Annotated in this window: 20 protein-coding genes and 4 pseudogenes; 9 read left to right on the plus strand and 15 right to left on the minus strand. The window is 60.9% G+C overall.

Annotation, left to right across the window (positions count from 1 at the left end):
• Positions 1–92: 92 nt before the first annotated feature.
• Together NKG95_RS10895 and NKG95_RS10900 are read right to left on the minus strand one after the other, a co-directional pair.
• Positions 93–1,328 carry an ABC transporter substrate-binding protein gene (locus NKG95_RS10895; protein ID WP_353040619.1) on the minus strand — a complete coding sequence of 412 codons (1,236 nt, stop codon included), beginning with the start codon at positions 1,326–1,328 and terminating at the stop codon, positions 93–95.
• A gap of 99 nt (positions 1,329–1,427) precedes the next feature.
• Positions 1,428–3,794: a beta-glucosidase family protein gene (locus NKG95_RS10900; protein ID WP_353040620.1), complete on the minus strand. Its 2,367-nt coding sequence runs from the start codon at positions 3,792–3,794 to the stop codon at positions 1,428–1,430.
• A gap of 194 nt (positions 3,795–3,988) precedes the next feature.
• Between NKG95_RS10900 and NKG95_RS10905 the strand changes: the two genes are divergently transcribed.
• Positions 3,989–5,032, plus strand: a complete 1,044-nt coding sequence (locus NKG95_RS10905) for a helix-turn-helix transcriptional regulator (protein ID WP_353040621.1) — start codon at positions 3,989–3,991, stop codon at positions 5,030–5,032.
• A gap of 90 nt (positions 5,033–5,122) precedes the next feature.
• Here NKG95_RS10905 and NKG95_RS10910 read toward each other — a convergent pair whose 3' ends face one another.
• The 4 genes from NKG95_RS10910 to NKG95_RS10925 form a co-directional block, all read right to left on the minus strand.
• Positions 5,123–6,727, minus strand: coding sequence for a GMC family oxidoreductase (locus NKG95_RS10910; protein ID WP_353040622.1), 1,605 nt, complete (start codon positions 6,725–6,727; stop codon positions 5,123–5,125).
• A 5-nt stretch (positions 6,728–6,732) separates the two neighbouring features.
• Positions 6,733–7,536: an ABC transporter ATP-binding protein gene (locus NKG95_RS10915; RefSeq protein WP_353040623.1), complete on the minus strand. Its 804-nt coding sequence runs from the start codon at positions 7,534–7,536 to the stop codon at positions 6,733–6,735.
• A 13-nt stretch (positions 7,537–7,549) separates the two neighbouring features.
• Positions 7,550–8,374: an ABC transporter permease gene (locus NKG95_RS10920; RefSeq protein ID WP_353040624.1), complete on the minus strand. Its 825-nt coding sequence runs from the start codon at positions 8,372–8,374 to the stop codon at positions 7,550–7,552.
• Between the two features lie 121 nt (positions 8,375–8,495).
• Positions 8,496–9,485, minus strand: a complete 990-nt coding sequence (locus tag NKG95_RS10925) for an ABC transporter substrate-binding protein (protein WP_353040625.1) — start codon at positions 9,483–9,485, stop codon at positions 8,496–8,498.
• Positions 9,486–9,753: 268 nt separating this feature from the next.
• On the opposite strand from NKG95_RS10925, the pseudogene NKG95_RS10930 reads away from it, so the two are divergent.
• Positions 9,754–9,837: pseudogene (locus NKG95_RS10930) on the plus strand (XRE family transcriptional regulator); the annotation flags it as partial.
• A 628-nt stretch (positions 9,838–10,465) separates the two neighbouring features.
• Here the strand turns inward: NKG95_RS10930 and NKG95_RS10935 are convergent.
• The gene (locus tag NKG95_RS10935) at positions 10,466–10,984 is read right to left on the minus strand and encodes a hypothetical protein (protein WP_352884425.1); all 519 of its coding nucleotides are present in this window, start codon (positions 10,982–10,984) and stop codon (positions 10,466–10,468) included.
• A gap of 788 nt (positions 10,985–11,772) precedes the next feature.
• Here NKG95_RS10935 and NKG95_RS10940 point away from each other — a divergent pair.
• Positions 11,773–12,492 carry a TIR domain-containing protein gene (locus tag NKG95_RS10940; protein WP_353040626.1) on the plus strand — a complete coding sequence of 240 codons (720 nt, stop codon included), beginning with the start codon at positions 11,773–11,775 and terminating at the stop codon, positions 12,490–12,492.
• Between the two features lie 192 nt (positions 12,493–12,684).
• A pseudogene (locus NKG95_RS10945) lies at positions 12,685–12,948 on the plus strand (class I SAM-dependent methyltransferase); the annotation flags it as partial.
• 569 nt (positions 12,949–13,517) lie between these two features.
• Here the strand turns inward: NKG95_RS10945 and NKG95_RS10950 are convergent.
• The gene (locus tag NKG95_RS10950) at positions 13,518–14,483 is read right to left on the minus strand and encodes a LuxR family transcriptional regulator (protein WP_502913940.1); all 966 of its coding nucleotides are present in this window, start codon (positions 14,481–14,483) and stop codon (positions 13,518–13,520) included.
• A 61-nt stretch (positions 14,484–14,544) separates the two neighbouring features.
• Positions 14,545–14,727 carry a hypothetical protein gene (locus NKG95_RS10955; RefSeq protein ID WP_353040628.1) on the minus strand — a complete coding sequence of 61 codons (183 nt, stop codon included), beginning with the start codon at positions 14,725–14,727 and terminating at the stop codon, positions 14,545–14,547.
• A gap of 564 nt (positions 14,728–15,291) precedes the next feature.
• Here NKG95_RS10955 and NKG95_RS10960 point away from each other — a divergent pair.
• The 4 genes from NKG95_RS10960 (at position 15,292) to NKG95_RS10975 (ending at position 20,510) form a co-directional block, all read left to right on the plus strand.
• Positions 15,292–15,555 carry a DUF1194 domain-containing protein gene (locus NKG95_RS10960; RefSeq protein ID WP_352482031.1) on the plus strand — a complete coding sequence of 88 codons (264 nt, stop codon included), beginning with the start codon at positions 15,292–15,294 and terminating at the stop codon, positions 15,553–15,555.
• 322 nt (positions 15,556–15,877) lie between these two features.
• Positions 15,878–17,008, plus strand: a complete 1,131-nt coding sequence (locus NKG95_RS10965) for an efflux RND transporter periplasmic adaptor subunit (RefSeq protein ID WP_352494795.1) — start codon at positions 15,878–15,880, stop codon at positions 17,006–17,008.
• Positions 17,005–20,208, plus strand: coding sequence for an efflux RND transporter permease subunit (locus tag NKG95_RS10970; protein ID WP_353040629.1), 3,204 nt, complete (start codon positions 17,005–17,007; stop codon positions 20,206–20,208). The genes NKG95_RS10965 and NKG95_RS10970 overlap by 4 nt, the downstream gene beginning before the upstream one ends.
• A gap of 143 nt (positions 20,209–20,351) precedes the next feature.
• Positions 20,352–20,510, plus strand: a complete 159-nt coding sequence (locus tag NKG95_RS10975) for a hypothetical protein (RefSeq protein WP_353040630.1) — start codon at positions 20,352–20,354, stop codon at positions 20,508–20,510.
• Positions 20,511–20,555: 45 nt separating this feature from the next.
• Here the strand turns inward: NKG95_RS10975 and NKG95_RS10980 are convergent, their stop codons facing one another.
• Positions 20,556–21,017, minus strand: a complete 462-nt coding sequence (locus NKG95_RS10980; protein WP_353040709.1) for a hypothetical protein — start codon at positions 21,015–21,017, stop codon at positions 20,556–20,558.
• Between the two features lie 61 nt (positions 21,018–21,078).
• Positions 21,079–21,252 (minus strand): annotated as a pseudogene (locus tag NKG95_RS10985) (recombinase zinc ribbon domain-containing protein); the annotation flags it as partial.
• 79 nt (positions 21,253–21,331) lie between these two features.
• Between NKG95_RS10985 and NKG95_RS10990 the strand changes: the two are divergent.
• A complete protein-coding gene (locus NKG95_RS10990) occupies positions 21,332–21,799 on the plus strand; it encodes a DUF995 domain-containing protein (protein WP_156948081.1) in 468 nt (155 codons plus the stop codon).
• Positions 21,800–21,877: 78 nt separating this feature from the next.
• Here the strand turns inward: NKG95_RS10990 and NKG95_RS10995 are convergent, their stop codons facing one another.
• The 4 genes and pseudogenes from NKG95_RS10995 to NKG95_RS34275 form a co-directional block, all read right to left on the minus strand.
• On the minus strand, positions 21,878–22,171 hold the full coding sequence (locus tag NKG95_RS10995; protein ID WP_353040631.1) for a hypothetical protein: 294 nt from the start codon (positions 22,169–22,171) through the stop codon (positions 21,878–21,880).
• Positions 22,168–22,419 carry a hypothetical protein gene (locus NKG95_RS11000; protein WP_353040632.1) on the minus strand — a complete coding sequence of 84 codons (252 nt, stop codon included), beginning with the start codon at positions 22,417–22,419 and terminating at the stop codon, positions 22,168–22,170. Before NKG95_RS11000 ends, NKG95_RS10995 begins: the two co-directional genes overlap by 4 nt.
• A 49-nt stretch (positions 22,420–22,468) precedes the next feature.
• Positions 22,469–22,654: a hypothetical protein gene (locus NKG95_RS11005; protein WP_023720306.1), complete on the minus strand. Its 186-nt coding sequence runs from the start codon at positions 22,652–22,654 to the stop codon at positions 22,469–22,471.
• An 826-nt stretch (positions 22,655–23,480) separates the two neighbouring features.
• Positions 23,481–23,594: pseudogene (locus NKG95_RS34275) on the minus strand (transposase); the annotation flags it as partial.
• Positions 23,595–23,605 lie beyond the last annotated feature (11 nt).

Below are 23,605 nucleotides of genomic sequence, written 5' to 3' on the forward strand. Positions count from 1 at the left end.
GTGCGCCCAAATAACCCATAACCTCCCAGTACCTCACAGTCCCCCCCCGCCGCGTGGCCCGGGCCCCCACTAGCCCGGCCCGGCACAGCTCACTATTCACTCTGCAGGATTTTCGATAAGCTCTCGACCGCCGCTTGCGTCGTCATGGACTTGTCGGTCCAGAACTGGGTGGCAAGGTCGGTCACCTGCCCGTTCAGATCGCCTGCCAGCGCATCATAGGCGGCCTGCACCGCGGCACCCGGCGTGGCAAGCGTCTTGGCGCCGAGCTGCGCGCAGACATCGAGCTTGGTCGTATCCACGTCGGTGCGGGACGGCACCGAGCCCTTGACCTCGGCGATCTGCTCTTCGACGGCAGGATCCATGACGGCCTGGGCAAGCAAGGTCTGGCCCTTGATGCGGTCCTCATCCTTGTTCACCGGAAAGGCAAAGACGTCGATCAGAATCGCGTAGCTCGGTTTTTCGCCGGGCGTGAGGAAGCAGCCGAAATCCTTGCCGGCAACCTTGCCGGCGGCCAGAAACTCGCCGCGCGCCCAGTCGCCCATGAACTGGAAGCCGGCCTTGCCGGTGACGACGAGGTTGGTGGTGTCGTTCCAGGAACGGCCCGGGCTGGCGGGGTCGGCATAGGTCGATACCTTGCGGAAGGTTTCGAAGGCCTTTGCCAGGACCGGCGACTTGAGCGCCTCGGGCGAGCGCTTCACGATCAGCTCGTTCCAATAGTCGGGGCCACCGATCGCAAGGATCGAGCTGAAGAGGATGCCGACTTCCTGCCAGGGCTCGCCGCCGACGGCTATGCCGACGCGGCCGGATGCCTGGATCTTGTCGGCTGCCGCGAAGAGGTCGTCAAAGGTCTTGGGCTGCTCGATCTTGAGTTCGTCCAGGAGGGGCTTGGAGTACCAGACCCAGTTCTGCGCATGGATGCCGACGGGCAGCGCAACGAGCTGGTCGCCCACATTGAGCTTGCTCCACACCAGGGGCGACATCACCTTCTGCCAACCTTCCTTGGCGGCGAGATCGTCGAAGTCGCGAAGCTGGCCGGAAGCGGCAAGGTCGCGCAAGGCGGAGCTCGGCGTCATCAGGATGGCGGAGGGCGGTTCACCGCCGGCAATGCGGCTGGTGGCGGCCGCAAGCGCGGCGTCGAAGTCGGCCGATGGGCTGTCGATCCACTTGCCGCCCTTCGACTTGAAGGCGTTGGCCACCGTGTTCATCGCCTTGGATTCACTGGAGCTCGTCCAGTAGTGCTGCACGTCGACGGTTTGCGCGAGCGCGGCATTGGAGCCGGCGAGCAGGCCGAGTGCGGATATCGTGAAAGTAAAGCGTCTTAAATTCATCTCAGTTCCCCTGATGCTTTGTTGATCTCAAGCCCCGGGACGTCCGGGGCGGCGGTCCGGTTACCTGTTCGGTCAGCTTCGAACGGCGCCGTCATCACGTCATGCTGCCTTGCTGACCGCCTCTCCAATCTCCTTGTTGAGACTGTCGAGAAATGCCGCCATCGTGGCTTTGGAGATCTTTTCGCCGGCCACCCAGGACACGGTCTTGTATATCCCCAGGAAGGAGCTGGCGCAGTACTCCATCATCTTTGCAGCCTCTTCGTCGTCGAGATCGAGCTGCGCCTTGAGGAAGTCGCGGAAGCGGCGACGAGCAAAGTCCTGCTCCAGCAAGAGGAAAGGCTGGCTCTCCATGTCGAGGACCGTGGACGGCAGCGCCGGCGCGTCCACCTTGACCGTCTTCTCCAGACGAATGTCGCGCGAAGATGCTCCGACCTCGAAGCTTATCTGGCCCGCATCGAGCAGCCATTGCCGATAGGCAGGGTCGTAATAGCGCAGATCGCCGCTCTCGATCGTCACCTCGACGCGCCTGGTCTCGCCGGGCTGCAGCTCGACCTTGGCAAAACCCTTGAGTTCGCGGATCGGCCGCATCAACCGCGGACTGTGCGGCCGGGCATAGACCTGAGCGATTTCCTTGCCGGCGACACTGCCGGTGTTCGTGATGTCGAACGCTATGCGGATCGTGCCCGAACCATCGATGCGGTCGGTGCTGGTGGAGATGTCGGAATAGGTGAACGTCGAATAGCTGAGCCCGAAGCCGAATGGAAACAGCGGGGCAAGCTTGCGCCTGTCGTAGTGGCGGTAGCCGACATGAATGCCTTCGCTGTAGACATGGCGGCCATTCTCGCCCGGATAGCTGAGATAGCCGGGGATGTCCTCCATCTGGACCGGGAATGTCACCGTCAGCTTGCCGCAGGGGTTCTGCCTGCCGAACAGGACATCGGCAATGGCCTTGCCCATGCCCTGCCCGCCGAAGAAGGCAGCAACCGCAGCCTGAACGCTGTCGATCCACGGCATGACGACCGCATCTGGAGCAAACAGGATGACGACGATCTTGCCATTGCGGTTGCCGAGACGCTCGATCAGCTCGTCCTGTCCGGCGTGAAGATTGAGATGGGTGCGGTCGGAGCCCTCGCCGTCGTAGCCGACCTCGGTATTGCCGAAGAACAGCACCACATCGGCCGCATCGACGGCCGCGAGAGCCGATTGTTCGGATGTGCTGCCAGCTTCGAAATCGGTTACGGCATGGACGCTGACCGCGGCACCGGGCGCAAGCTTGCGGATCTCATCCAGCGGAATATCCACTTCGGTCGGACGTGTCGTCGCGCAGCCGGAACCCTGGATGACCGGTTCGGCTGCGGCAGCCCCGACCACGGCGATCTTGCCTGCCTTCGCCGCATCGAGGGGCAGGATCGCGTTCTCGTTTTTCAGAAGCACGATCGATTCCGCCGCCATGCGCCGCGAGAGCGCGTGATGCTTCTTGAGGTCGGCCTCGGCGTTCGGCCTGATGGCGTTGCGCGCAGTACGAACGAGCTTGAGGATACGTAGGCAGGACCGGTCGAGCGCTGCCATCGGCACCCGGCCGTCCTTGACCGCGTCGATCAATTCCTGCTTGCGCGCGCCGCTTTCCGGCATGTCGAGATCGTTGCCGGCATTCATCGAGGCGGGGCGATCCTTGATCCCGTGCCAGTCGGAAACGACAACGCCGTCGTAGCCCCACTCGTCGCGCAGCACCTCGGTCAGCAGCCAATGGTTCTCCGCCGCCTGGACGTCGTTCAGCCGGTTGTAGGAGCTCATCACCGTCCAGGGATTGCCCTTGCGGATGGCCCGCTCGAACCCCGCGAGATAAATCTCGCGCAGAGCGCGCTCATCGACGACAGAGCTCATTGTCGTGCGCTGGACTTCCGAATTGTTGCAGGCGAAGTGCTTCAGCGAGGCACCGACGCCATTCTGCTGCAAACCGTTGATGACGGCCGCGGCAATCTCGCCGCTCAACGCCGGATCTTCCGAATAGTACTCGTAGCTTCGGCCGGCAAGTGGCGTGCGGCGGATGTTGATGCCGGGACCGAGCAGAATGTTGACGCCGAAAGCCTGACATTCGGCAGCCAGCGCTTGACCGAGATCATAGGCCAGACCAACGTCCCACGAACACGCCAGTGAGGAGCCGTTCGGAAAGCAGGTTGCCGGACGGGTGGAACCGAATGCGTTTTCGACACCCGTCGAAAGATCAGTGTTGACGACACCGAGGAACGCGGCGAGTTGCCCGTCGCCATCCTGCATGCCGTCGATCTGGTCGATCGAATAGCGCACCCCATAGGTGCCGTCCGTCATCAGCAATTCGGGGATGTTGAGGCGATAATTGGTCGCGGTGCGCCACAAGCCGTGACCACTGACCGCAGCAACCTTCTCTTCGACGGTCATTTCCGCAACGAGGGCATTGATTTGCCTGTCGGAAACATTCCAGCTCATGCACATTTCATCCGATTTGCCATGCGCCACTGGCTCGCCGCCCGCGAATTGCCTGGCAGCACCAAGGCGTCCGATCTCTTTCAGGACGACGATTTGATGACATCCGGCGGGGCGCAAATCTAGCCGCGAAACTTGTGCTGGAAGTACGACAGTTTTTGATGCTTATTGAGCGATGCCTTCACGGAGGACGAGAGATGAACATCGCCTATTTGCGGCCCGGCGAGGTGCGCGGCAAACAGGATGCCGGCTTTGAAAGCCATGCCCCCACGGCGACACGGCACTTTTGGGCCTTCGTCCACGGCGCCATAGACGTTCCGTATCACTGGCATCGCGAGATGGAGATACTTCTTGTGCTGCGCGGCCGGTTTCGACTGGTGGTTGATGGACAGGTCTGCGAGATGAACCAGGACGACGTGATCGTCATCAATTCGGACGTGCCGCACAACTCCACGTCGGTCTCACGCGATGCGCTGATCTGCGGTGTGCATCTCGACGCCGCATATTTCGAGCGGCTGGGTTTGCCCGGCTTTTCGTCCCGGCATTATCTGTGCCGCACCTTCCTGCACGGCCGTTCTTTCATGAACAGGATCGCTCCTATGAAGGCGCTGATGGCGCGGCTGGTCCTCGACCAGGCCGGGCATCCCGAGGAGATGATGGTTCGAGACACAATCGCCAATCTCCTCGCCTGTTTCGTCTACCGCGCGACCCCCTGGGAAGAGCCGGATGGGGGCGCGGCTCAGCTCCGTTCCGCCAGCCGTAGTCGAATACTCAAGATCATGGACACGGTCGGGGAACAGCAGGACAATCAATCCCTGAGCGAGATCGCGGCTGCCGAAGGTCTGACGCTCAGCCACCTTTCGCGCCTGTTCAAACGTCATCTGGGGATAGGCTATCGCGACTATTGCCAGAACCAGCGGCTGGACACCGCCGCGCATGAACTTCGCATCACCGACCATACCATCAGCGTGATCATGGAGCGCAACAGTTTCGGCAACCCGGCGGTCTTCTACAACAAGTTCAGAGCCCGCTTCGGCTGCAGCCCCGCCGAATTTCGCCGTGGCCAGGGGCTGCGCGGCGCAAAGAGCAAACTGACCGAGGAAGACGCGTCAGAGACGCTTCGGATATTGACGCACCATGCCGCCGAGATTGGCAGGGCCGCTGAGGTCTCGGTCGGGTTCAACGGGATGGGCCGCAGGCAGGTCACGCTTCGCGCGCCCTACAATGCAAGCGCTCGCTGAAACCGCACGCTGGAAGGAAACGCCCCCGCCGATCGTTCCGCCTCGCGTGCAATCCGGAGTTTGGCGAGCCGCCATGCCCCCCGGGGAATGCTACGACAATATCGCCCTGGCCGCTTTTTCGCCGATCATCATGGATGGCGCATTGGTGTTGCCGCCGATCAGCGTCGGCATGACCGAAGCGTCGGCCACGCGCAGATTGTCGAAGCCGCGCACCTTGAGACAGGCGGGATCGACCACCGCCATGGTATCGGTGCCCATCTTCGCCGTGCCGATCGGGTGATAGACGGTCAGCGCTTCGGCACGCAGATAGGCGAGGATTTCGTCGTCGGTGACGACCTCGGGTCCCGGCAGGATTTCCGGTCCGCGAATATCGGCAAAGACCGGCGAGGCCAGGATCGAGCGCGCCAGCTTGATGCCCTCGACCAGAGTCAAAGCATCCTGCCCGTCGCTGAAGAAGCGGTGATCGATCAGAACGTTGCGGCGGGTGCCGTCGCGCTCGAGCGTGATTTCGCCGACGCTTCCGGGTCTGAGCACGCAGGTGTGCACGGCATAGCCATGGCCATATTCGACAAGCCGGCCGCGATGGCTGCGGTAGCCCGGAACAAAGTGGAATTGGACATCGGGAATATCGCCGGCATATCTGGTTTTGGCGAAGCCGCCGGCCTCGACATAGTTGGTCGTCAGCATGCCCTTGCGCCGGACGAAATACTGGAAGGGTGCGGCCAGCATTGCCGGCAGATTGGCGAGCGACAGGCCGAGCGTCCTGGTGCTGTTCGATCGCATCGTGATCATGCCGTCGACATGGTCGCGCAAATTCTTTCCGACCCCGGGCACGTTCATCACCGGCTCCACCCCCGCCGCCTTCAGCTCCTCGGCCGGGCCGATGCCGGAAGCAAGCAGGATGCGCGGCGATCCGATCGCGCCCGCGCTCAGCACCACTTCGGCGCGACATGTCAGCCGCTGGGCTGCCCAGTCCTTGATCACATTGACGCCGGTGACGCGCCCGCTTTCGACTGCCAGATCAAGCACTTCGACGCCTGACAGGACCTGGAGGTTCGGGCGGCCAAGAACCGGCCGGACGAAGGCGGTATAGGCCGAGCACCGTTCCCCCTTGTTCTGGGTCACATTGTAGATGCCGAGGCCGAGTTGACCATCGGCGTTGAAGTCGCGGTTTTCGGGCAGGCCCACGTCCCGGCCCGCCTCTACCCACAGGCTGGATACGGCGTTGGGATCACGCGGATTGTCGACCAGCAGTTCGCCGTCGAAGCCGTGATAGTCCGGGTTCTGCGACAGGAGGTTCCGCTCCAGTCTCTTGAACACCGGCAGCACATCGGTATAAGACCACCCCGCGCAGCCAAGGGCTGCCCACTCATCGTAGTCCTGCGCGGCGCCGCGAATGTAGACCATCGAATTGATCGAGCTCGATCCGCCGAGAAGCTTGCCGCGGTTGACCGGTATGCGGCGGTTGTTGAGCAGCGGCTGCGGCACGCCCTTGTAGCCGTAGTCGAAAGTCGGATTGCCGTAGAGCGAGAGGATGCCGGCCGGCACGCGCACCCTTGTGCGGTCGTCGCTGCCGCCGGCCTCGATCAGGCAGACGCGGTTGGCGGGGTTGGCGCTCAGCCGGTTGGCCAGGACACAACCGGCCGAGCCCGCGCCAATGACGATATAGTCGAATTCCGCGGTCGCTATGCTCATGCCTTCTAATGCTCGTCGTCTTCGTCGTTCTTCAAGAGCTCGAGGATTTCCCGCTTCATGCCGATGAAGTTCGGCTCCATGACCAGATCCATGCTGCGCGGACGCGGGAGGCCGACGCGGATTTCCTTCTTGATCTGGCCGGGCCGGCCGGACATGACGAGCACCCGGTCCGCCAGCAGGATCGCCTCGTCAATGTCATGGGTGACGAACAGGACCGTTTTCTTGGAATGGTCCCAGATCCTCAGCAAAAGCTTCTGCATTGAGTGGCGGGTCTGGCTGTCGAGCGCTCCGAAGGGTTCGTCCATCAGCAGCACCTGCGGATCGTTGGCGAGCGCACGCGCAATCGCCACGCGCTGCTTCATGCCGCCCGACAGTTGCGAGGGATAATGGTTGGCGAATTTCGCCAGGCCGACCTCTTGGAGAAAATGCTCGACGATGGCCCTGCGCTCGGCCGCCGGCATGCTCTTCCGCTTCGGACCGTATTCGACGTTCTGCGCCACGGTGAGCCAAGGGAACAGCGTATAGGCCTGAAACACCATGCCGCGATCCGGACCCGGCTCGGTAGCCGGCTTGCCGCCGACCGAGATCATGCCGCCGGTACGCTCCTCGAGGCCGGCGACGAGATAGAGCAGGCTCGACTTGCCGCAGCCGGATGGACCGACGATCACGCAGAACTCATTGGGCACGACATGGAAGGAGATGCCGTCCAGCGCCAGCACGGCGTTGTCGCCCTTGCCATAGCGCAGGACCACATTGTCGACGCCGATGTCGGCGCTCTTTGGTTTCGTCGCGAGTGTCAGGGCGTCCATGTCGGCGTACTCCTCAATTGGCCCAGGGAGCGACGAGGCGGCGGATGCCCCGGAACAATTGGTCGGTGCAAAGACCAAGGATGCCGATCATGGCGATGGCCATGAAGATCACGTCGACCTGGAAACCGCGCATTGCCTTGAGCGAGATGTAGCCAAGTCCGCTGCGCGCGGCGACGAGTTCGGCAACGACGAGGTAGGTCCAGGCCCAGCCCATGGTGACGCGCAGCACGTCGAGCACGTTCGGAAGCGTGGCCGGAAAGACGATATGGAAGACCGTGTCGCCGCGTTTCGTGCCAAGCGTGTAAGCCGCATTGACGAGGTCGCGCTGAACGCTGCGGGCGCTGTCGGCGATCATCACCAGCTGCTGGAAGAAGATGCCGAAGATGATGACGGCCACACGCTGCTCGATGCCGATGCCGATCCACAGGATGAACAGCGGCACGAAGGACGTCACCGGCAGATAGCGGATGAAATTGACGAGCGGGTCGAGCGCGGCCTGGACGATGCGGTAGGTGCCCATGGTCAATCCGAGCGGCACCGCGACGATGCTCGAAATGACGAAGCCGATCAGCACCACCTGGACGCTGGCGAGCACGTGCTCCCACAAGGACCCGTCAAGCGCCATATTGATGGTGGTGAACAATACGGATTCGGGGCGCGGCAGGAACATTTCCTTGACCGCTCCGGAATAGGTCAAGGCGAACCAGCCGCCGATGACCGCGCCCCAGACCAGGACGCTGAGCGTGATGGAGAGAGGGCGCGACACGGCCTGAAAAGGTGTGGTGACAGCTTTCCAGGCGGATCGACCGGGCTGACTTTTATCCACGTTCGTGGTCACGATATGGCTGATGGGAGACGTTGCATTCGGTGCCAATGTCACAGGGAAACCCTTTGGGCTGGATAGACCGCAGGCGCGAGGCTCGGCCCGCGGTCCAGCGAGCTCACTTTACAAGGCCAGATCACTTCGCAAGAAAGGACGGATCGACGAGGTCGTCGAATTTGATGTCCATCTTGAGCTTGCCGAAACCGCCCCAGACATCGCCGCCGAGCTTGATCAGCTTGCCGGCTTCACCACTCTCGCCACCAGCGAAGAATTGCGCATTGCGCTCCTTGCCGTAGAAGTTCACGCCCGCGGCGGAGGAGGCGAAGTCCTTCGGATCCTTGAGCCAGCCGCCGACGCCCTTGGCCATCACTTCATAAGCCTTCGCAGGATTTTCCTTGATGAACTCGTTGGCCTTGTAGAGCCCCTTCACCAGCGCCTCGACATCGCCAGGGTTCTTGGTGATGTAGTCGCAGTTCAGCGCCACCACATCGACGATCAAGCCGGGTGTCTTCGAGGAGTCGATCAGCACCTGCCCCTTGTTTTCCTTCTTGGCCAGCGTCAGGTGCGGTTCCCAGGTGACGGCAACAGGAATGCGATCGGCCATGAAGGCAGCGGCGGCATCATCCGCCGTCATGTTGGTGATCTTAACGTCGGCTTGGCTCAGACCCGCCTGCTTGAGCAGGATGTTGAACCAGAACTGGGACACCGAGCCTTCGTTCAGCGCAACCTCCATGCCCTTGAGGTCGGCGATGCTCTTGACCCCGCTCGGCGCCAGGACGCCGTCGCCGCCATGGCTGTCGTCCAGGGCATAGACCGATTTGAAGCAGACATCCTTCGAACGGTACTTCATGATTTCGTCTATGGTGGAAGCGCTGCCGTCGAGCTCGCCGGCGGCGACGGCGGCCATGTACAGCGAGGCTTCCTCGATGATTTCGAGCGAGACATCGAGCCCACCTTCCTTGAAGTAGCCCATGTCACGCGCAAGGAAGAGCGGGCCGTATCCGACCCAGGTCGTCATGCCCAGCTTCAAGCTGCCGGCTTCGGCGTGGAGGCTCACCGAAAGGGCACTCAGGGCAATGCCGGCCGCCAGTGCGGCGCGGCGAAACTTCGAGATTATTGTCGTCATCACGTTCCCCTGTCTTTTCTGAGGTCAGGCGCTGTCGGCGCCAAAACAACCCGCTTCGGACGCATCGCCGAAGGCTGCCGCCTGACGTTCTTTTTGTTCTCTTTCAGCCGGCGGATGGAGCAAAGCACGCTGTGTGCGATGCACAAATAATGATTTTCGATAATTCTGCTTAGGCTGGGCCTAACCAAGCCGGCGCTGCCGCGTCTGCGCCACCCACAGACTTTGGCGTGAGACGGGTTGACGATCCCGGTGACCTCATCGAAGTCGAGGATTGATTGACCTCGCCGACATCAGCAACGATAGAATCGGCCAAGCGCTGGCCACCGCGGACTTGCCCAAACACATCCACCTCAGCGATCAGCGAGAACATTGCGCGATAGCTGACTTCGAAGTCCATATCGATCTTGGCGGTCGCACGCCTCCGGTCGGATTGAGGAGGAGCAATCCGCGGCACGGAGACAATGAAGCTACATGTACACCCGATGGTGAAGGGTATTACGGTTGGTCGATACCGCACAAGGCGCGAATACGCGTCATGTCCTATGCCAAGATGCTGCGGGATCGAGGTCAGGAATAGAGCGTTCTTCGAGCAGCTTGGGCTAGGCAGTCCTTCAGCTGCGGCGAAGAGGCGCTCCGCGAAGGCCCGTGAGAAAAGGAAGCCCGAGGCAGTTTGAATTACTCCCGGTGGATGTCCGCTTTCAGGCAATGGCTCGAGTTCGCGATACGACCACTTATAGGCGCAAAGCTGCCGTTCGGGTTGTGGATAGCTTTCGGGTCAGACTCTCCCGTTCCCTACGGGTCTTTGCAGCACCGAGACAGGCTCATCACGCCCGACACTGTAGACAATATCGCATGGTCTCTGAGGGGGGGAAAGGCGGTAGCGCTCTCCCGCTACCAAAAGTATCTGGAATAGCTGGATAATTCAAACCCGCCAGATGGCGGGTTTTTCATTTTCGTTGCCGGGGTAACGGCAATGGGAACTAGTCGAGATCACGCGCGCCGATGTCCTGCACTCGCTCAAACAGCACATTGTAAAGTTCCGGCCGAAAGCCAGGTGTAGATTGGGCTTTGTGAAACTTGACTATTAGGTATGGGTTCCAAAGCTGGACGTAATGCAGGCTTCCCGACACCCCCGGCTTCGTCATCAGAAACTGCAACTCTTCCAATTTCCGAACGCGCTCCTTCCACGTCGATACTGCTCGCTCTCCTGAGAAGCCGGACGCATAAGCGGTCTCGACCTGCTTGCTGAGCGTCACAAATCCCTCGTCATTGCTCCGACACCAGAGCTCCAGGTAGGTAGTCGAAACTGGCTTACCCTTGCCCGACAGACCGTCCATGATCGCGCCCAGCAAAGGCATGGTTCGGGGAATAGTGGTGAAGCCCTTCGCAGTTTTACGCGACCAAGTGTGCGCTTGACTGATCGGGCCGAAGACTTCTTTCCGAAGCTCAGCCTGCTTCATCTCAATCGTTTTTTTGACACCGAGTTTAGGTACGTTCATTTTAGCCTTCCAAGATAAGTGGCTGCGGGTTTGGACCCCGCAGCCGTCTGTGTCGCTCTCTGACTCGGGGGTGGAGGCCGAGCTGATCGAACAACACTAACATAGAGAAATTTTCCAATAATTACAATGACTTAGTTGCTGTCTGACCGACGGTCTATCGGCGTATGTAGGCAGTTCAACGATGACAGTTCGCACGTATGGTGTCAACTCGAATGCACACTTACGTTGCGCTTAATTTTTTATGTTAGCGAAATCAGAAACTTACTGAAAATTTCCTATGCTCTACGGTTATCCAGTTATCCAAATGTGCTCCACTGTGCTCCCGGTGCTCCATATGGGAGTGAGAGGGAACCCCGTAAGCATTTTTACCAGGATCGAAAACTAGGGCCGTAGGCGTGCGACGAGCTCGTCCCAGCCCTTCGGCTACACCGGGTCGTCCGCGCGCGTCCTGCACAGACATAGGCGGCTTAGATGGTGATCTTTGAACTCGGGTCGAGTACTGTTCCGACGAAGACTCAGGAGGCTAACTGATTGGCTGGAAGCAAATACTCGCGACGAACGGTTCTAGCCGCTTCGAGCATTCTCAAATCCCTTGGCCACTCGGGATTTCAACAGATGCTCCTCGAATTCGGCCTCTCCGACAAGAATGCTGGCAGCGGATCGGGCCTACAGGAACGCGCAAACTCGCTTGCCAAGTCGCTATCGAAAACCCCACTGACAACACCGCCGAAGAGCAAAATCTCTGGGACGCGATTGTAGAGCGGGCGGTTGAAGAGAATAAACGCTTCGTGCTGCCTGGTGACATCCCGAACGTTACATCTTCCGAGCGGGTGAAGTTCGAGGAGGCTCTTCAAAAAGACGCAGAAGCTCATCATAAAGATGCGATCGAAAAAGTCGCCAATGCCTTGTCGCAGTCAACGTCACCTCCCAATGCCATGCCACGGCCAAACTGGCAGCGGCCGACGAAGCCTCCGCGTGCCTGGCTGCCATCTCCCTTTCCGTCGGATGGCTTTGTCCAAGCTGAGAGTTTAACGCCTGCACCAAAGCCTGCCATAGCAGCTCCACAACGAAAGGTATTCGTCGTCCACGGTCACGACGAGGCGGCAAAAGAAACCGTCGCCCGCTTTCTGGAAAGGATCGGTTTCGACCCCATCATTTTGCACGAGCAGGCCAATCGCGGGCGAACGATCATCGAGAAATTTGAAGCCAACAGCAAAGTGGGTTTTGCCGTCCTTCTACTAACGCCCGACGACGCTATTGGCGGGACAGCCGGACATCCTCCGAAGCATCGCGCGCGTCAAAACGTAATTCTCGAATGGGGGTTCTTCATAGGCCAATTGGGTCGTGAGCGGGTTTGCGCGTTGAAACGAGGCGATGTTGAACTTCCCTCGGACACAGTCGGGATCGTCTGGGAACCGTTTGACGACCATGGCGCTTGGAAACCGAAGCTGGCGAAGGAACTAGAGGTTGCGGGCTTCGACATCGACTGGGCTCGCGTCAACTACTAGCCAGTGTCCCTCGCGCGCGGGCGCCCCCCTTGGTATGAGTGTGGCGAATTATTCGACCGGCGTGCCTAGCGCCTTCGCGAAAGCGGCGTTGGCTTCAGTCATCGCCTTGGCATCCTCAAAGGCGCGGCCTTCCGCCTCGGTGTCTCTCATCCGTTCGGCTTCGCGGGCGAAAGTGTCGACCGCAATGCTGAGGTGCGTCTCGGCAATTTTGAGGTCTTCAAGCTCCGCATCGAGCTCGGGCGAAGTCTTCGAAATGATCAGATTTTCGTAGGGCCGGATGCTCGCCTCGCAGGCTTTCTCAAAGAGAAGGCAGGATCACCGGCACTTCGCGTCGTCAACAGCGCCTTTGAAGATGCTGTGCTTGCGAGTTCATCATTTGACCTCGGGACAAGTGCAACCGCGTTTCACTGGGTCGACGAAGCAGACGCACTGCAGAGGGTCGTTGATGCCCTTCGAGTAGGTGGGTGGTGGGCGCCATTCTGGAACATTTTTGGCGACCCTGACCGCGACGATCCATTCCACGAAGCAACGAAGGTCCTTCTCTCTAATGGTCCGGTGAACCCGTCAAACAGCGGCTCATCCAATCTTGAGTTCGGTGCTGATAAGGTCGCGCCATTGGCCGCTTTAGAAGCGACGCAAGCGTTTGACATGATCGACGTTCAGGCAAGCACCTGGCAGATAGAACTCGATCCAGATCGGACGATGCAGCTCTATTCGAGCTACTCCAACGTAACGCTCCGTCCTGATCGAGAGCGCGTGATTGCCGAGATCGGGCGCATTGCGCAAGACGAATTTGGCGGGTGTGTTACTCGAAACATGACGACCATCCTCTATGTGGGTTTGATCGTCAGCTTAGATGGCCGCTTCTTGGCGCGAAGCGGACCGTTCAGAAGGGCTGCTCCTGGCCCAAAAAGCAGACTCATGCCGGCAGTGCACTCAAGTTCTCACGCTTACGATGAGGGTTCACTTCCCTTCACCCGCCCGGGGGGCGAGCGGCATGAGCAGGGCATTGGGGCGGGGCGGGGCTACTTGTTCGGCGCCTCAGCGCTAAGCAGTGAACGAACCAATGCGGCCTGGCTGCGCACTCCTGTCTTGTCGAAGATCCGCTGCAGCTGGGTCCGCAGGGTGTTGACGCTGACTGCGAGCAGATCGGCGGCGGCCGCTAGATCGTGACCATCGACAATCAGGCGGGCAAGCCTGACCTGGGCCGGCGAGAGTCCGTAGACTTCCTGCGCTCCAGTGATCCGGCGCGCGATCGTCGCGGCATCGTCGAATGACACCAGTACCTTGCCGTCCTCAAGCAGAACCCAGCAATGCAGCGGCACCCCCACCGCGTCCTCACCAAGCGCCACTGCCCAGGCCTGTTTCGGCGATATGTTCAGGGGTCTCTGGCTCTGCAACTCGCGGAACGCCAGGCGCACCGCGTCGCGAAGTTCCAGATCATGCTCGTGTCGCCGGGCACGCAAGCGACCGGCGGCGTTGACCAGGCCCGGGTGGCCCGCTATCCGCTCGCGTGCCGGCCGGTTCGTCCAGAGTATTCGGGCGTCTGCGTCGACCTCGATCAGCGGGCTATTCGCTTCCTCGACGCTGCTCTCCATCATCACCATGCAACCGATCTTCCAGTCGCCGCCGATCCGGTGAAGAATCCGGAGCTGACGTTTGCGGTCTTCGCCCGTATCACTGCCGATCTGGTCGAAAGTCATCCAGGCCACGTTTCCGTCGACGACGATGTTGACCTTCTCCCAGCGCACGCGCTCTTCGAAGGCGTGCTTGTCGGGGAACCGCTCCACGATCTTCTTGAGCCGGGCGGCGATAACGTCCCAGCCTTCGTCGACCCGAACGCCGAGTGAGGCAAAGGCCTCCATTCGCCGGGTCTGCGGCGACTGCACCCAGTGGCTCGCCAATGCCTCGAAATCCCGCTGCAGCCAGGCTTCGGTCTCGGCGCGGATCACCGCCACGACTGCGGCCTTATCGGCCTCGCTATTGTCCATCACCCGCTCTCCGGCAACGTCGCGTGGCAGCATATCACGGCCAATCTCTCGCGGCATGGCCTCAGCTCGGAGGCATGCCTACAAGGATCAGCAAGGCGCAGACGGCGATTGACCCGAGCAGCCCGGGGCCCAATCGCGGCAAGGCGACCTGATCCGAGTAGTAGCGGTCTTCAGACTTGGCATCCTTCAGCGCGGGACGGACCCCTGAATGAAGGTTCGCTGCGACGAGACTGTAAATGTCCATGACTGCCTCCGGTGCTGGCGCTTACATCGCTGGCACACTGGCACGGACGAGCGTGCCGTTTTGTCATGCGCGCGGACCACAGAGCCCCGGTGTGGAGGGAGGCACAAACGCAATGGCAACAGGCGTTGCCTGCTCACCGGATGACCATGGCGCTATTGCTTGAGGGCGCTTCCGATAGCCAAGGTTCGCTTTTGGCGCTTTGCTGACGGGCAATTGGGGCCGGAAGCGGACGGGACCAACTAGCCAGAAGGTGCCATTCCGCTGGCGCCCCATCTTGGCCACAACGACATTACTTGCCATTGCCTGAAAACAACTGCGGTGCCGCGTTGGCCGCCTTGCGCCAGCACCTGCCTCTTGACGCTTCCGGCCGTGATACGCTCCTACCAATCGGTCATCATGCGTGTGGCCGAAGGCGGGTGACGAGCGTGGCGAGTTCCGCTTGACGGTATGTGTTGGTTTTGGCGAATACCTCTTTGAGCTGGGTGCGCGCGGTTTCGCGGCTGACGCCGAGTGCAATTGCCACCGCAGCATCCTCCCGTTGACCAACCGGATGGACGCGCCGAGATGATGTCCTTCATTCCACGCTTCGCTGGTCGGAGAAAACCCGAACGGGCACGAGGCGTGCTATTCGCTGTGGCGGTGAGCCTGACAACGTCGCTGTCGGCCACGGCGGAGCAGGTTTCCTCGGTGGATCTCGAACTGGTTCTTTGTGTCGATGTATCGTCTTCAACGAGCGAGACGGAACAACGGCTGCAACGGGAGGGATATGTCAACGCACTGCTCGATGCCGAAGTGTTGCAGTCCATTAGAATCCGGCCGGCGTGGTAATGCCCATATCGGTCTCCTTCGACCAATATGAATCATAAGCCGTCCATCAAAGGAATCCTGAATCCCTTAATTCGCGACTGACTTTAGCCGGTGGCGGGGCAGCCACAGGGTGGACATTTCAGCCCACATGGAAAATGATCATGTTGCCATGCACAACACTGCAGTGCTCTGATCTCGACGAGAAGCCTGAGCGTAGAAGCGGATCAACCGACCTCCGGTCCAGCGAGCGAGGACGCAAATGGACACCCCAGAGAATGGGCAATTGCATCGCGACGCGGGCGGGCGACCCCGTCGATCGGCCGGCTGGCTTGCCCGCGCCGCCATGTCGACGGCATTCCTGCTCGGCATGGCTTTCAGCAGCACTGCGTTTGCGCAGGACCAGCAGCTTCCCGTGGTGACGGCGGCCAAGCCGGTGGTCCGTGAAATCGTCGAGGACGACGAGTTCGTCGGGCGCTTCGAAGCCGTCGACCAGGTCGCCATCCGTTCGCGCGTCAGCGGCTATCTGGACAAGGTCAGCTTCCAGGACGGCGCACTGGTCAACAAGGGCGACCTGCTCTTCACCATCGACCAGCGTCCGTACCAGGCGGCTTATGATGCCGCCAAATCGCAAGTGGACGTCGCCAAGAGTCTGCTCGAATTCTCCAAGATGCAGCTGGATCGCGCCGACGAACTCGCCAAGACCGGCAATATCTCAACCGCGACGGTCGACGACCGCCGGCGGGAATACCTTTCGGCGCAGGCGCAGATGCAGGGCGCGACGGCTGCGCTGACGACGGCCAGCCTGAACATGGAATTCACCGAGATCAAGGCGCCCTTGTCCGGCCGCATCGACCGCCGGCTGGTGTCGGTCGGCAACCTCGTGCAGCCGGATTCCACCTTGCTGACGACCATCGTTACGCGCGATCCGATCGACTTCTATTTCGACGTCGATGAGCGCCTGTATTTCAGCTACGCCCGCGACGCGAAGGAGCGTGGCGGCAGCATGCAGGAAGGCGCCGGCGGGCTCGAGGTGGTGGTTCGCGTCGCCGACCGCGCGGAGGCGGTATTCAAAGGCAAGCTCGATTTTGCCGAGAACCGGATCGACAACGCGACCGGCACCATGCGGGTGCGTGCAAGTTTTCCCAACGCCGACGGCATTCTCCAGCCAGGCATGTTTGGGCGCATCAACGTGCCGGGGTCGCTGCCGCATAGCGGCGTGCTGGTGCCCGACAAGGCGATCGGCGCCGATCAGGATCGCCGCATCGTGTTCCTGGTGGATGAGGCCGGGATGGTGTCGGCCAAGCCTGTGCGCACCGGCCCGCTTCTCGACGGCTACCGGGTGATCCGCGCGGGCCTGACCGGCGACGAGACGATCATCGTCAACGGGCTGATGCACGCCAGGCCCGGCACCAAGGTGAAGGTCGAGATGGTGACGTTGCCGCCCAAGGCCGAGACCGCCGAGTTGCAGCAATGAGGTTCGCACATTTCTTCGTCGACCGTCCGATCTTCGCATCGGTCGTTTCGATCGTCCTGCTGATCCTCGGCGGGATTGCTTATACCCAGCTCCCGGTCGCGCAATATCCCGAGATCGCGCCGCCGACCATCGTCGTTCGCGCGCAGTATCCGGGCGCCGACGCCGAGACGGTCGCAGCGACGGTGGCAACGCCGATCGAGCAGGAGATCAACGGCGTCGAGGGCATGCTCTACATGTCGTCCTATTCATCGGGCGACGGGGCGATGGCGCTGACCATCACCTTCAAGCTGGGCACCGATCTCGACCAGGCGCAGGTGCTGGTGCAGAACCGCGTGTCGGTCGCCGAGCCGCGCCTGCCCGAAGAAGTCCGCCGCCTCGGCATCACCACCACCAAGACCTCGCCCGACCTGATGATGGTCGTGCACCTGCTGTCGCCCGACAATACCTACGACCAGCTCTACGTCTCGAACTACGCCCGCTCGCGGGTGCGCGACATACTGCTCAGACTCGACGGCGTCGGCGACCTCATCATCTTCGGCGAACGCGAATATTCGCTGCGCATCTGGCTCGATCCGGAAAAACTGTCCGCCCTGGGGATGACCTCGGGCGATGTGGTGCAGGCGCTGCGCGACCAGAACGTCCAGGTGTCGGGTGGCTCGATCGGCGCGCCGCCGACCAGCACCGGCACGGCGTTCCAGTACACGGTCACCACGCAAGGCCGCTTCAACGACGCACGCGACTTCCGATACGTGATCGTCAAATCGACCGACGACGGCCGTCTGATCTCGCTGCAGGACGTGGCGCGCATCGAGCTCGGCGCCAAGGATTACGTCACCAACTCCTATCTCAACGGCAAACCGGCCGTGGCGCTCGCCATCTTCCAGCGGCCGAGCACCAATGCGCTCGCCGCAGCCGCGGAGATCCAGGACAAGATGAAGGAGCTTTCCCGCGACTTCCCGAAGGGGTTGAGCTACGACATCGTCTACAATCCGACCGAGTTCGTCGCCGAGTCGATCCAGGAGGTATACAAGACAATCCTCGAGGCGATGCTGCTGGTCATCATCGTCATCATCGTCTTCCTGCAATCGTGGCGCATGGCGATCGTGCCGATCGTGGCGATCCCCGTGTCGCTGATCGGCACGCTGGCGGTGCTTTACGCCGCCGGCTTCTCGCTCAACATGCTGACGCTGTTCGGCCTCGTTCTGGCGATCGGCATCGTCGTCGACGATGCGATCGTCGTGGTCGAGAACGTCGAGCGCAATATCGCCAGAGGGCTGGCGCCCAATCCGGCGTCGCACCTGACCATGGACGAAGTCGGAACGGCGGTCATCGCGATCTCGCTGGTGCTGATAGCCGTGTTCGTACCGACAGCCTTCATCCCCGGCATTTCTGGGCAGTTCTACCTGCAGTTTGCGATCACCATCGCGGTGTCGACGGCGATCTCGGCATTCAATTCGCTGACGCTTTCGCCGGCGCTGGCGGCACTGCTGTTCAAGCCGCATCACGCTGCGGCGGCGCCGCCGCGCTTTTTCCTGGCGCGGTTCGGACGGGCGCTCGCCGACGGCTTCAATCGCGGCTTCGACAGGGTCGCCCACTGGTATTCGAGCATCATCCGCGTGCTAGTCGGGTCGTGGATAACGATCGCCGCCATGCTGACCGTTTTCGCGGCCCTCATCTACGCCACGGTCTACATGGTGCAGGCGGTGCCGCGCGGTTTCATTCCGTCGCTCGACCAGGGCTATGCGATCGTCGTCGTCCAGTTGCCGGACGGCGCCTCGCTGTCGAGGACCGATGCGGTCATCCAGCAGGCGTCGCAGATCATCCAGAAAACGCCAGGCGTCGACTACGCAGTCGCCTTCGCCGGCTTCTCCGGCGCGACCTTCACCAACGCCAGCAACGCGGGCGTGATCTTCGCCAGGTTCAAGCCGTTTGACGAGCGACTGAAAGCCGGCCAGTCGGCGACCCAGGTCATCGGCAATCTGTTCGGCAGCCTGCAAAGCATCAAGGAAGCCTTCATTATCGCACTGCCGCCGCCGCCGATCCGCGGCGTCGGCAATGCCGGCGGCTTCAAGCTGCAGATCCAGGAGCGCAACAGCGCCGACATGCGGCAGATCCTGGCGCTTGCCAACGAAATCGCCGGCATGGCCAACAAGACGCCGGGGCTGACGGGCGTGTTCACCACGTTCTCCGCGTCGAGCCCGCAATTCTTCCTGGTGATCGATCGCGACAAGGCGCGCATCCTGAACGTGCCGATCCCCAACATCTTCGAGACGCTGTCGATCAATTTGGGCACCGCCTACGTCAACGACTTCAACGCTTTCGGGCGCGTCTACCAGGTGCGGGCGCAGGCCGACCAGGCGTTCCGCCTCGATCGCGCCGACATCTTGAAACTGAAGGTGCGCTCGGCGACCGGCGCGCTGGTTCCGCTCGGCACGTTGATCGAGATCCGCGACGTCACCGGCCCGGCGCTGGTCCAGCGCTACAACATGTACGTCTCGGTGCCGCTGCAGGGCAACGCCGCGCCCGGCGTTTCCACGGGCGACGCGCTGGCATTGATGGAAGGGATCACGGCAAAGACGCTGCCGGCCGGTACCTCCTATGAATGGACCGAGCTCGCCTATCAGGAGCGCAACACCGGCAATGCCGCTGTCTATATCTTCGGACTGTCGGTGCTGTTCGTGTTCCTGGCGCTGGCGGCGCAATATGAAAGCTGGGTGCTGCCGTTCGCCATTGTGCTGGTGGTGCCGCTCGGCGTGCTCGCGGCGTTGCTCGGCGTGTCTTTCCGAGGGCTGGACAACAACATCCTCGTGCAGATCGGCCTCATCGTGCTGATAGGGCTTGCCGCCAAGAACGCGATCCTGATCGTCGAATTCGCGCGCCAGGCGCAGGAACGCGGCCTGTCGGCCGCCGAGGCTGCCGTCGAAGCCTGCCGGCTCAGGCTGCGGCCGATCCTGATGACCGCTTTCTCGTTCATCCTCGGCGTCGTGCCGCTGATGATCGCAACGGGCCCGGGCGCAGAAATGCGCCAGTCTCTGGGCACCGCGGTGTTCTCCGGCATGCTCGGCGTCACCTTCGTCGGCCTGTTCCTGACGCCGGTGTTCTACGTCACGCTCAGGTCGCTGTTTTCACGGCGCAAGCCCCGTGCCGAGGCCGAGCCTTCGGGGCCGGCAGAGGCGCCATCGGAGACGGCCGCCGAGTAGGGTTACGAATTCGCCGCGTCGGGCGCGGCTTATCACTCCAGAAAATCGGCGGCGCGGTAACGGCCACGATCTGCGCGACAACCGCGACCTCCCGAGTCCTCGCTTGCGATGTCTGCTTTCAGGACGCGGCGAAGCTGATCTCTATGACCGAAATCAGGCGCGAAGCTGCCTTTCAACACCGGACCAAAGCGCTGGATTTTGGTTCGTTTAAGATATCTGGCACGACCGAAGAGATTAGACTGCTGACCCCCGAATTTGATTCCCAGCAGACGGCTCTACTCAACCGCAGCAACGAAGCCTGAACTGGTAAATTATAGGGTCTGGGGAAAGGCGGTAGCGCTCTCCCGCTACCATCGCTCCCCCCGAACGGAGACGAGGTGGCCAAGGCCTTGGTCGACCATGTTTGACAGGTATCCATCAATCAGGATCGACGGCTGCTCGCCTGCCTTCGGCGGGTAGACTGTCACGGTCGACACGACGTCGCGGACGATCTTCTTGGCTTCTTCCGAGACGAAGCCATTCTCTCCGATCGCGGCGGCGAGCGCTTCCAGATCGCGGATGTAGCGGGCGACAAGCGCCGGCTTCAGCGTCACGACCTTCGGCGGCTGCGGCAGCACGGCGAGCTCGGCCTCAAGGTGCTGGCGCTCCTCGCGTAGCACTGGCAAGCGCTGCTCGGCTTCGGCTTCCGCAATCATGCCTTTGACATAGGCGTTCAGCACGCGGTCGTATTCGCGCCTGGCGGCGTCGAGCCGCTGGGCGGCCTTTTCGCGAGGCGCCCTGCCCCGAATAGAGCTTTTGATGCTCGTCATTGTAGGCAGCGACATAGTGGTCGATCAGCGCCTTGTCGTTCAACCTGGCGCGCAACCCGTCGATGACCGTCGCTTCGATATGATCGAGCGCATAGGGCCTGACATTGGTGCATGAGCGCGATTCCTTGGCGCGCGTGCACATGATGCGCGTCAGGCGACCCATCCTGTCCTTGACCGACATGCCCGACCCGCAGGCGCCGCAGCGCAGCGGGGTGTGCCAGCGCAAGTGCCTCACGTCGGCGATTTCCTGCCTCGATTCTCCTCTTAGGAAATGCTAAATTAGTCATTGCTTGGGCAAAGAGACGGAGGTCTTTATGCGTGCATTTGCAATTTTTCTGTTAGGCGGCGCTTTGACTAGTTTTGTGTGTGCGTCCGCATGGGCCGGCAAGCTGCCGAAGGACGCGGTCGAATTAACCGCAGCCGAGGTCAAGGCGATATATTCAGGCAAGACCGGTATTTATGACGTCTCTAGCATTTACTATGCATCTGACGGCACAACCAAAGGAATCTTTGGCAAACCTAAGGTAACGGCAACTTTTAAGGGCACTTGGAGCGTAAGTGGTAATGAGATGTGCGCCAAGAATAAGCCAAAGGGTGATCCAAAAATCTACAGGGACTGCAACAAATTTTGGCGTTCTGGAAAAAGGATATATGACCTTTGGTCTGTCCACTATGATGGATCAAAGCCGGATCTAAAGAGCGGGTATGTTACCACTACCGTTAAGAAGCTTAAGGACGGAGATTTAGTGGCGAAAAAATACGCTGCTGCAGGCGGGGAGTGACAAAAGCGACAGGAACACGCAAGGAAAAAGCCCGCCACCGTGAGGCGGCGGGCTTAGCAGTTCCGTCTGGGTGCCGGTTCAGTGGCGCCCAGCGGGCCCTTCAAGGAACTCCATGAAGTTTTCCACCGCTCTGTCCGCTGGCGTTGACCGGGAGTTGCAAGCACTGAGAATGGCGGCGGCGATTTTCAGCATATCGGTGCGACTTCCAACAATCTTTGACACCACGGCATTTTCTGTGCCGCCGTCATAAGTCGAGCGCTGCAGGACATGCAGCGTCAGCCTGAGATTGTCGCCCATAAATTGGAGTGGGCCGGCACCAGTGACGAACGTGTCAGAGACGCAGACCGGTTCGACGGTCGGGACGGCGCTCATGATGCCGCCTTTCTGGCCTTGGCGTCGGCCATCGCGTTGTCGATACACGCTCCAGCCGCTTCGTTCAGACGTTCGGCGAGGTCGCGGGCGATCATGGCCAGCGCGCTTATTTGGTCCGCCAAAGCGACCCTCTTCCCGTCGCGCTCGAACTCCTGTTCCATGGTCTGGCCATAGAGCACTTCGGGCAAGTGGTGCAGGTTCCCAGTATCGAATTGCAGGTCGTCGAGGTCATCTGAAGGCGCGGTCATGACGCGGCGCCCCCGAGGGTTTCGTAATAGGCGTTCTTAACCTTCCGCGTCATCTGCTCTGCAATGGTGGCAATGAAGAAAAGGCGCTCCCCCTCGCTTGGGTCAGAACGAAATTCCCGTCAGGTACTGTGGAAAAGACCTCCAGCATGGTCAGCAAGACGTCGGCCACGTTGTCCGCGTCACAGATCAGCGGCTCCAGATCGGCGAAAGTCATCTTCTCCTTGGCGGCGCTCATTTTGGGCAGAATCTGAACTTGGAGTTGGCCAGCAGTTCTGTAGCCGAAAGTGGAGTTGCGGCTCCGTGGCTCGGAAGGTCAGAGCCAGACCTTCAAGCGCCCCGCGAGCATCGGCATGAACTATGCCCCGAACCGGACTTATCCCAAAAGTCCGAAATGCCTGCTCTCGAGCCAAATCTGGCGATCCGCTTCCTGGCACAAGTGTGCGGCTGTCGATCCGTTGCGTCATTCGATCCTGTACGCAACGCCGGATCAAAGCGCTCTCCTCTGCAGTTGTTGTTTGGGATCCCGGGCTCGTGCCTTGTTGCCGAAACGGATTCCGGCGTAGGGCGAGGCCCCCGCAAAGCCGACGTTGACGTCGCGGCAGACGTTCGTCGTCTGCGGGTCAGACTTTTCGTTTCGGGAACTGCGCGATTGCGCCAACTTCGGACGTTCAGCTTCCCTACTGCTACGGCAGGTGTAATCCTGGTTAGAAGCCTCAGCGCACCGTTCACGTCGAGAGGTGAGCGCATCAGCCTAGCGACTGGACCCTTGGCTAGGAACTCTCCGTCGTTCACATGTCGAGACCAGAGAAAGACGATGAACTCCGCAGACTAAATCGCAGACTAATTTCTCTCTCTAGTCTGCGATGTCCTTCTAAGTCATTGAAATGTTGGCGCGCCCGGAGAGATTCGAACTCCTGACCCCAGATTCGTAGTTTGCAGCTACGCCGCATGCCGGCGAAAATGGAAGACGCGTCTTCGATAGTGGGTATTGCGATGTAGCGGTCTCCCGCTACCAAATTCAGATATTTGTCCAGCCCGGAGACATGGGTAACAGTTTGTACCTAAGACATGGGTGACAATCTCGTGCCGAACGGATTGCCGATGGTCTGCAACGTCCTCTGTTCCAGGTCGAGATATCCCAGATCATAGTGCATGAAGCTGACGAGCCAAATGCCTCCGGCCAAAA

The sequence above is a fragment of the Mesorhizobium sp. M1423 genome (assembly GCF_040317575.1).
GTDB lineage: Bacteria > Pseudomonadota > Alphaproteobacteria > Rhizobiales > Rhizobiaceae > Mesorhizobium.

What these genes read in the sequence shown, in the direction of transcription:
- NKG95_RS10895 (WP_353040619.1), bottom strand. Translation starts at nt 1,328, where the DNA reads ATGAATTTAAGACGCTTTACTTTCACGATATCCGCACTCGGCCTGCTC.
- NKG95_RS10900 (WP_353040620.1), bottom strand. Translation starts at nt 3,794, where the DNA reads ATGAGCTGGAATGTTTCCGACAGGCAAATCAATGCCCTCGTTGCGGAA.
- NKG95_RS10905 (WP_353040621.1), top strand. Translation starts at nt 3,989, where the DNA reads ATGAACATCGCCTATTTGCGGCCCGGCGAGGTGCGCGGCAAACAGGAT.
- NKG95_RS10910 (WP_353040622.1), bottom strand. Translation starts at nt 6,727, where the DNA reads ATGAGCATAGCGACCGCGGAATTCGACTATATCGTCATTGGCGCGGGC.
- NKG95_RS10915 (WP_353040623.1), bottom strand. Translation starts at nt 7,536, where the DNA reads ATGGACGCCCTGACACTCGCGACGAAACCAAAGAGCGCCGACATCGGC.
- NKG95_RS10925 (WP_353040625.1), bottom strand. Translation starts at nt 9,485, where the DNA reads ATGACGACAATAATCTCGAAGTTTCGCCGCGCCGCACTGGCGGCCGGC.
- NKG95_RS10935 (WP_352884425.1), bottom strand. Translation starts at nt 10,984, where the DNA reads ATGAACGTACCTAAACTCGGTGTCAAAAAAACGATTGAGATGAAGCAG.
- NKG95_RS10950 (WP_502913940.1), bottom strand. Translation starts at nt 14,483, where the DNA reads ATGGACAATAGCGAGGCCGATAAGGCCGCAGTCGTGGCGGTGATCCGC.
- NKG95_RS10955 (WP_353040628.1), bottom strand. Translation starts at nt 14,727, where the DNA reads ATGGACATTTACAGTCTCGTCGCAGCGAACCTTCATTCAGGGGTCCGT.
- NKG95_RS10960 (WP_352482031.1), top strand. Translation starts at nt 15,292, where the DNA reads ATGATGTCCTTCATTCCACGCTTCGCTGGTCGGAGAAAACCCGAACGG.
- NKG95_RS10965 (WP_352494795.1), top strand. Translation starts at nt 15,878, where the DNA reads ATGTCGACGGCATTCCTGCTCGGCATGGCTTTCAGCAGCACTGCGTTT.
- NKG95_RS10970 (WP_353040629.1), top strand. Translation starts at nt 17,005, where the DNA reads ATGAGGTTCGCACATTTCTTCGTCGACCGTCCGATCTTCGCATCGGTC.
- NKG95_RS10975 (WP_353040630.1), top strand. Translation starts at nt 20,352, where the DNA reads ATGACCGAAATCAGGCGCGAAGCTGCCTTTCAACACCGGACCAAAGCG.
- NKG95_RS10980 (WP_353040709.1), bottom strand. Translation starts at nt 21,017, where the DNA reads ATGACGAGCATCAAAAGCTCTATTCGGGGCAGGGCGCCTCGCGAAAAG.
- NKG95_RS10990 (WP_156948081.1), top strand. Translation starts at nt 21,332, where the DNA reads ATGCGTGCATTTGCAATTTTTCTGTTAGGCGGCGCTTTGACTAGTTTT.
- NKG95_RS10995 (WP_353040631.1), bottom strand. Translation starts at nt 22,171, where the DNA reads ATGAGCGCCGTCCCGACCGTCGAACCGGTCTGCGTCTCTGACACGTTC.
- NKG95_RS11000 (WP_353040632.1), bottom strand. Translation starts at nt 22,419, where the DNA reads ATGACCGCGCCTTCAGATGACCTCGACGACCTGCAATTCGATACTGGG.
- NKG95_RS11005 (WP_023720306.1), bottom strand. Translation starts at nt 22,654, where the DNA reads ATGAGCGCCGCCAAGGAGAAGATGACTTTCGCCGATCTGGAGCCGCTG.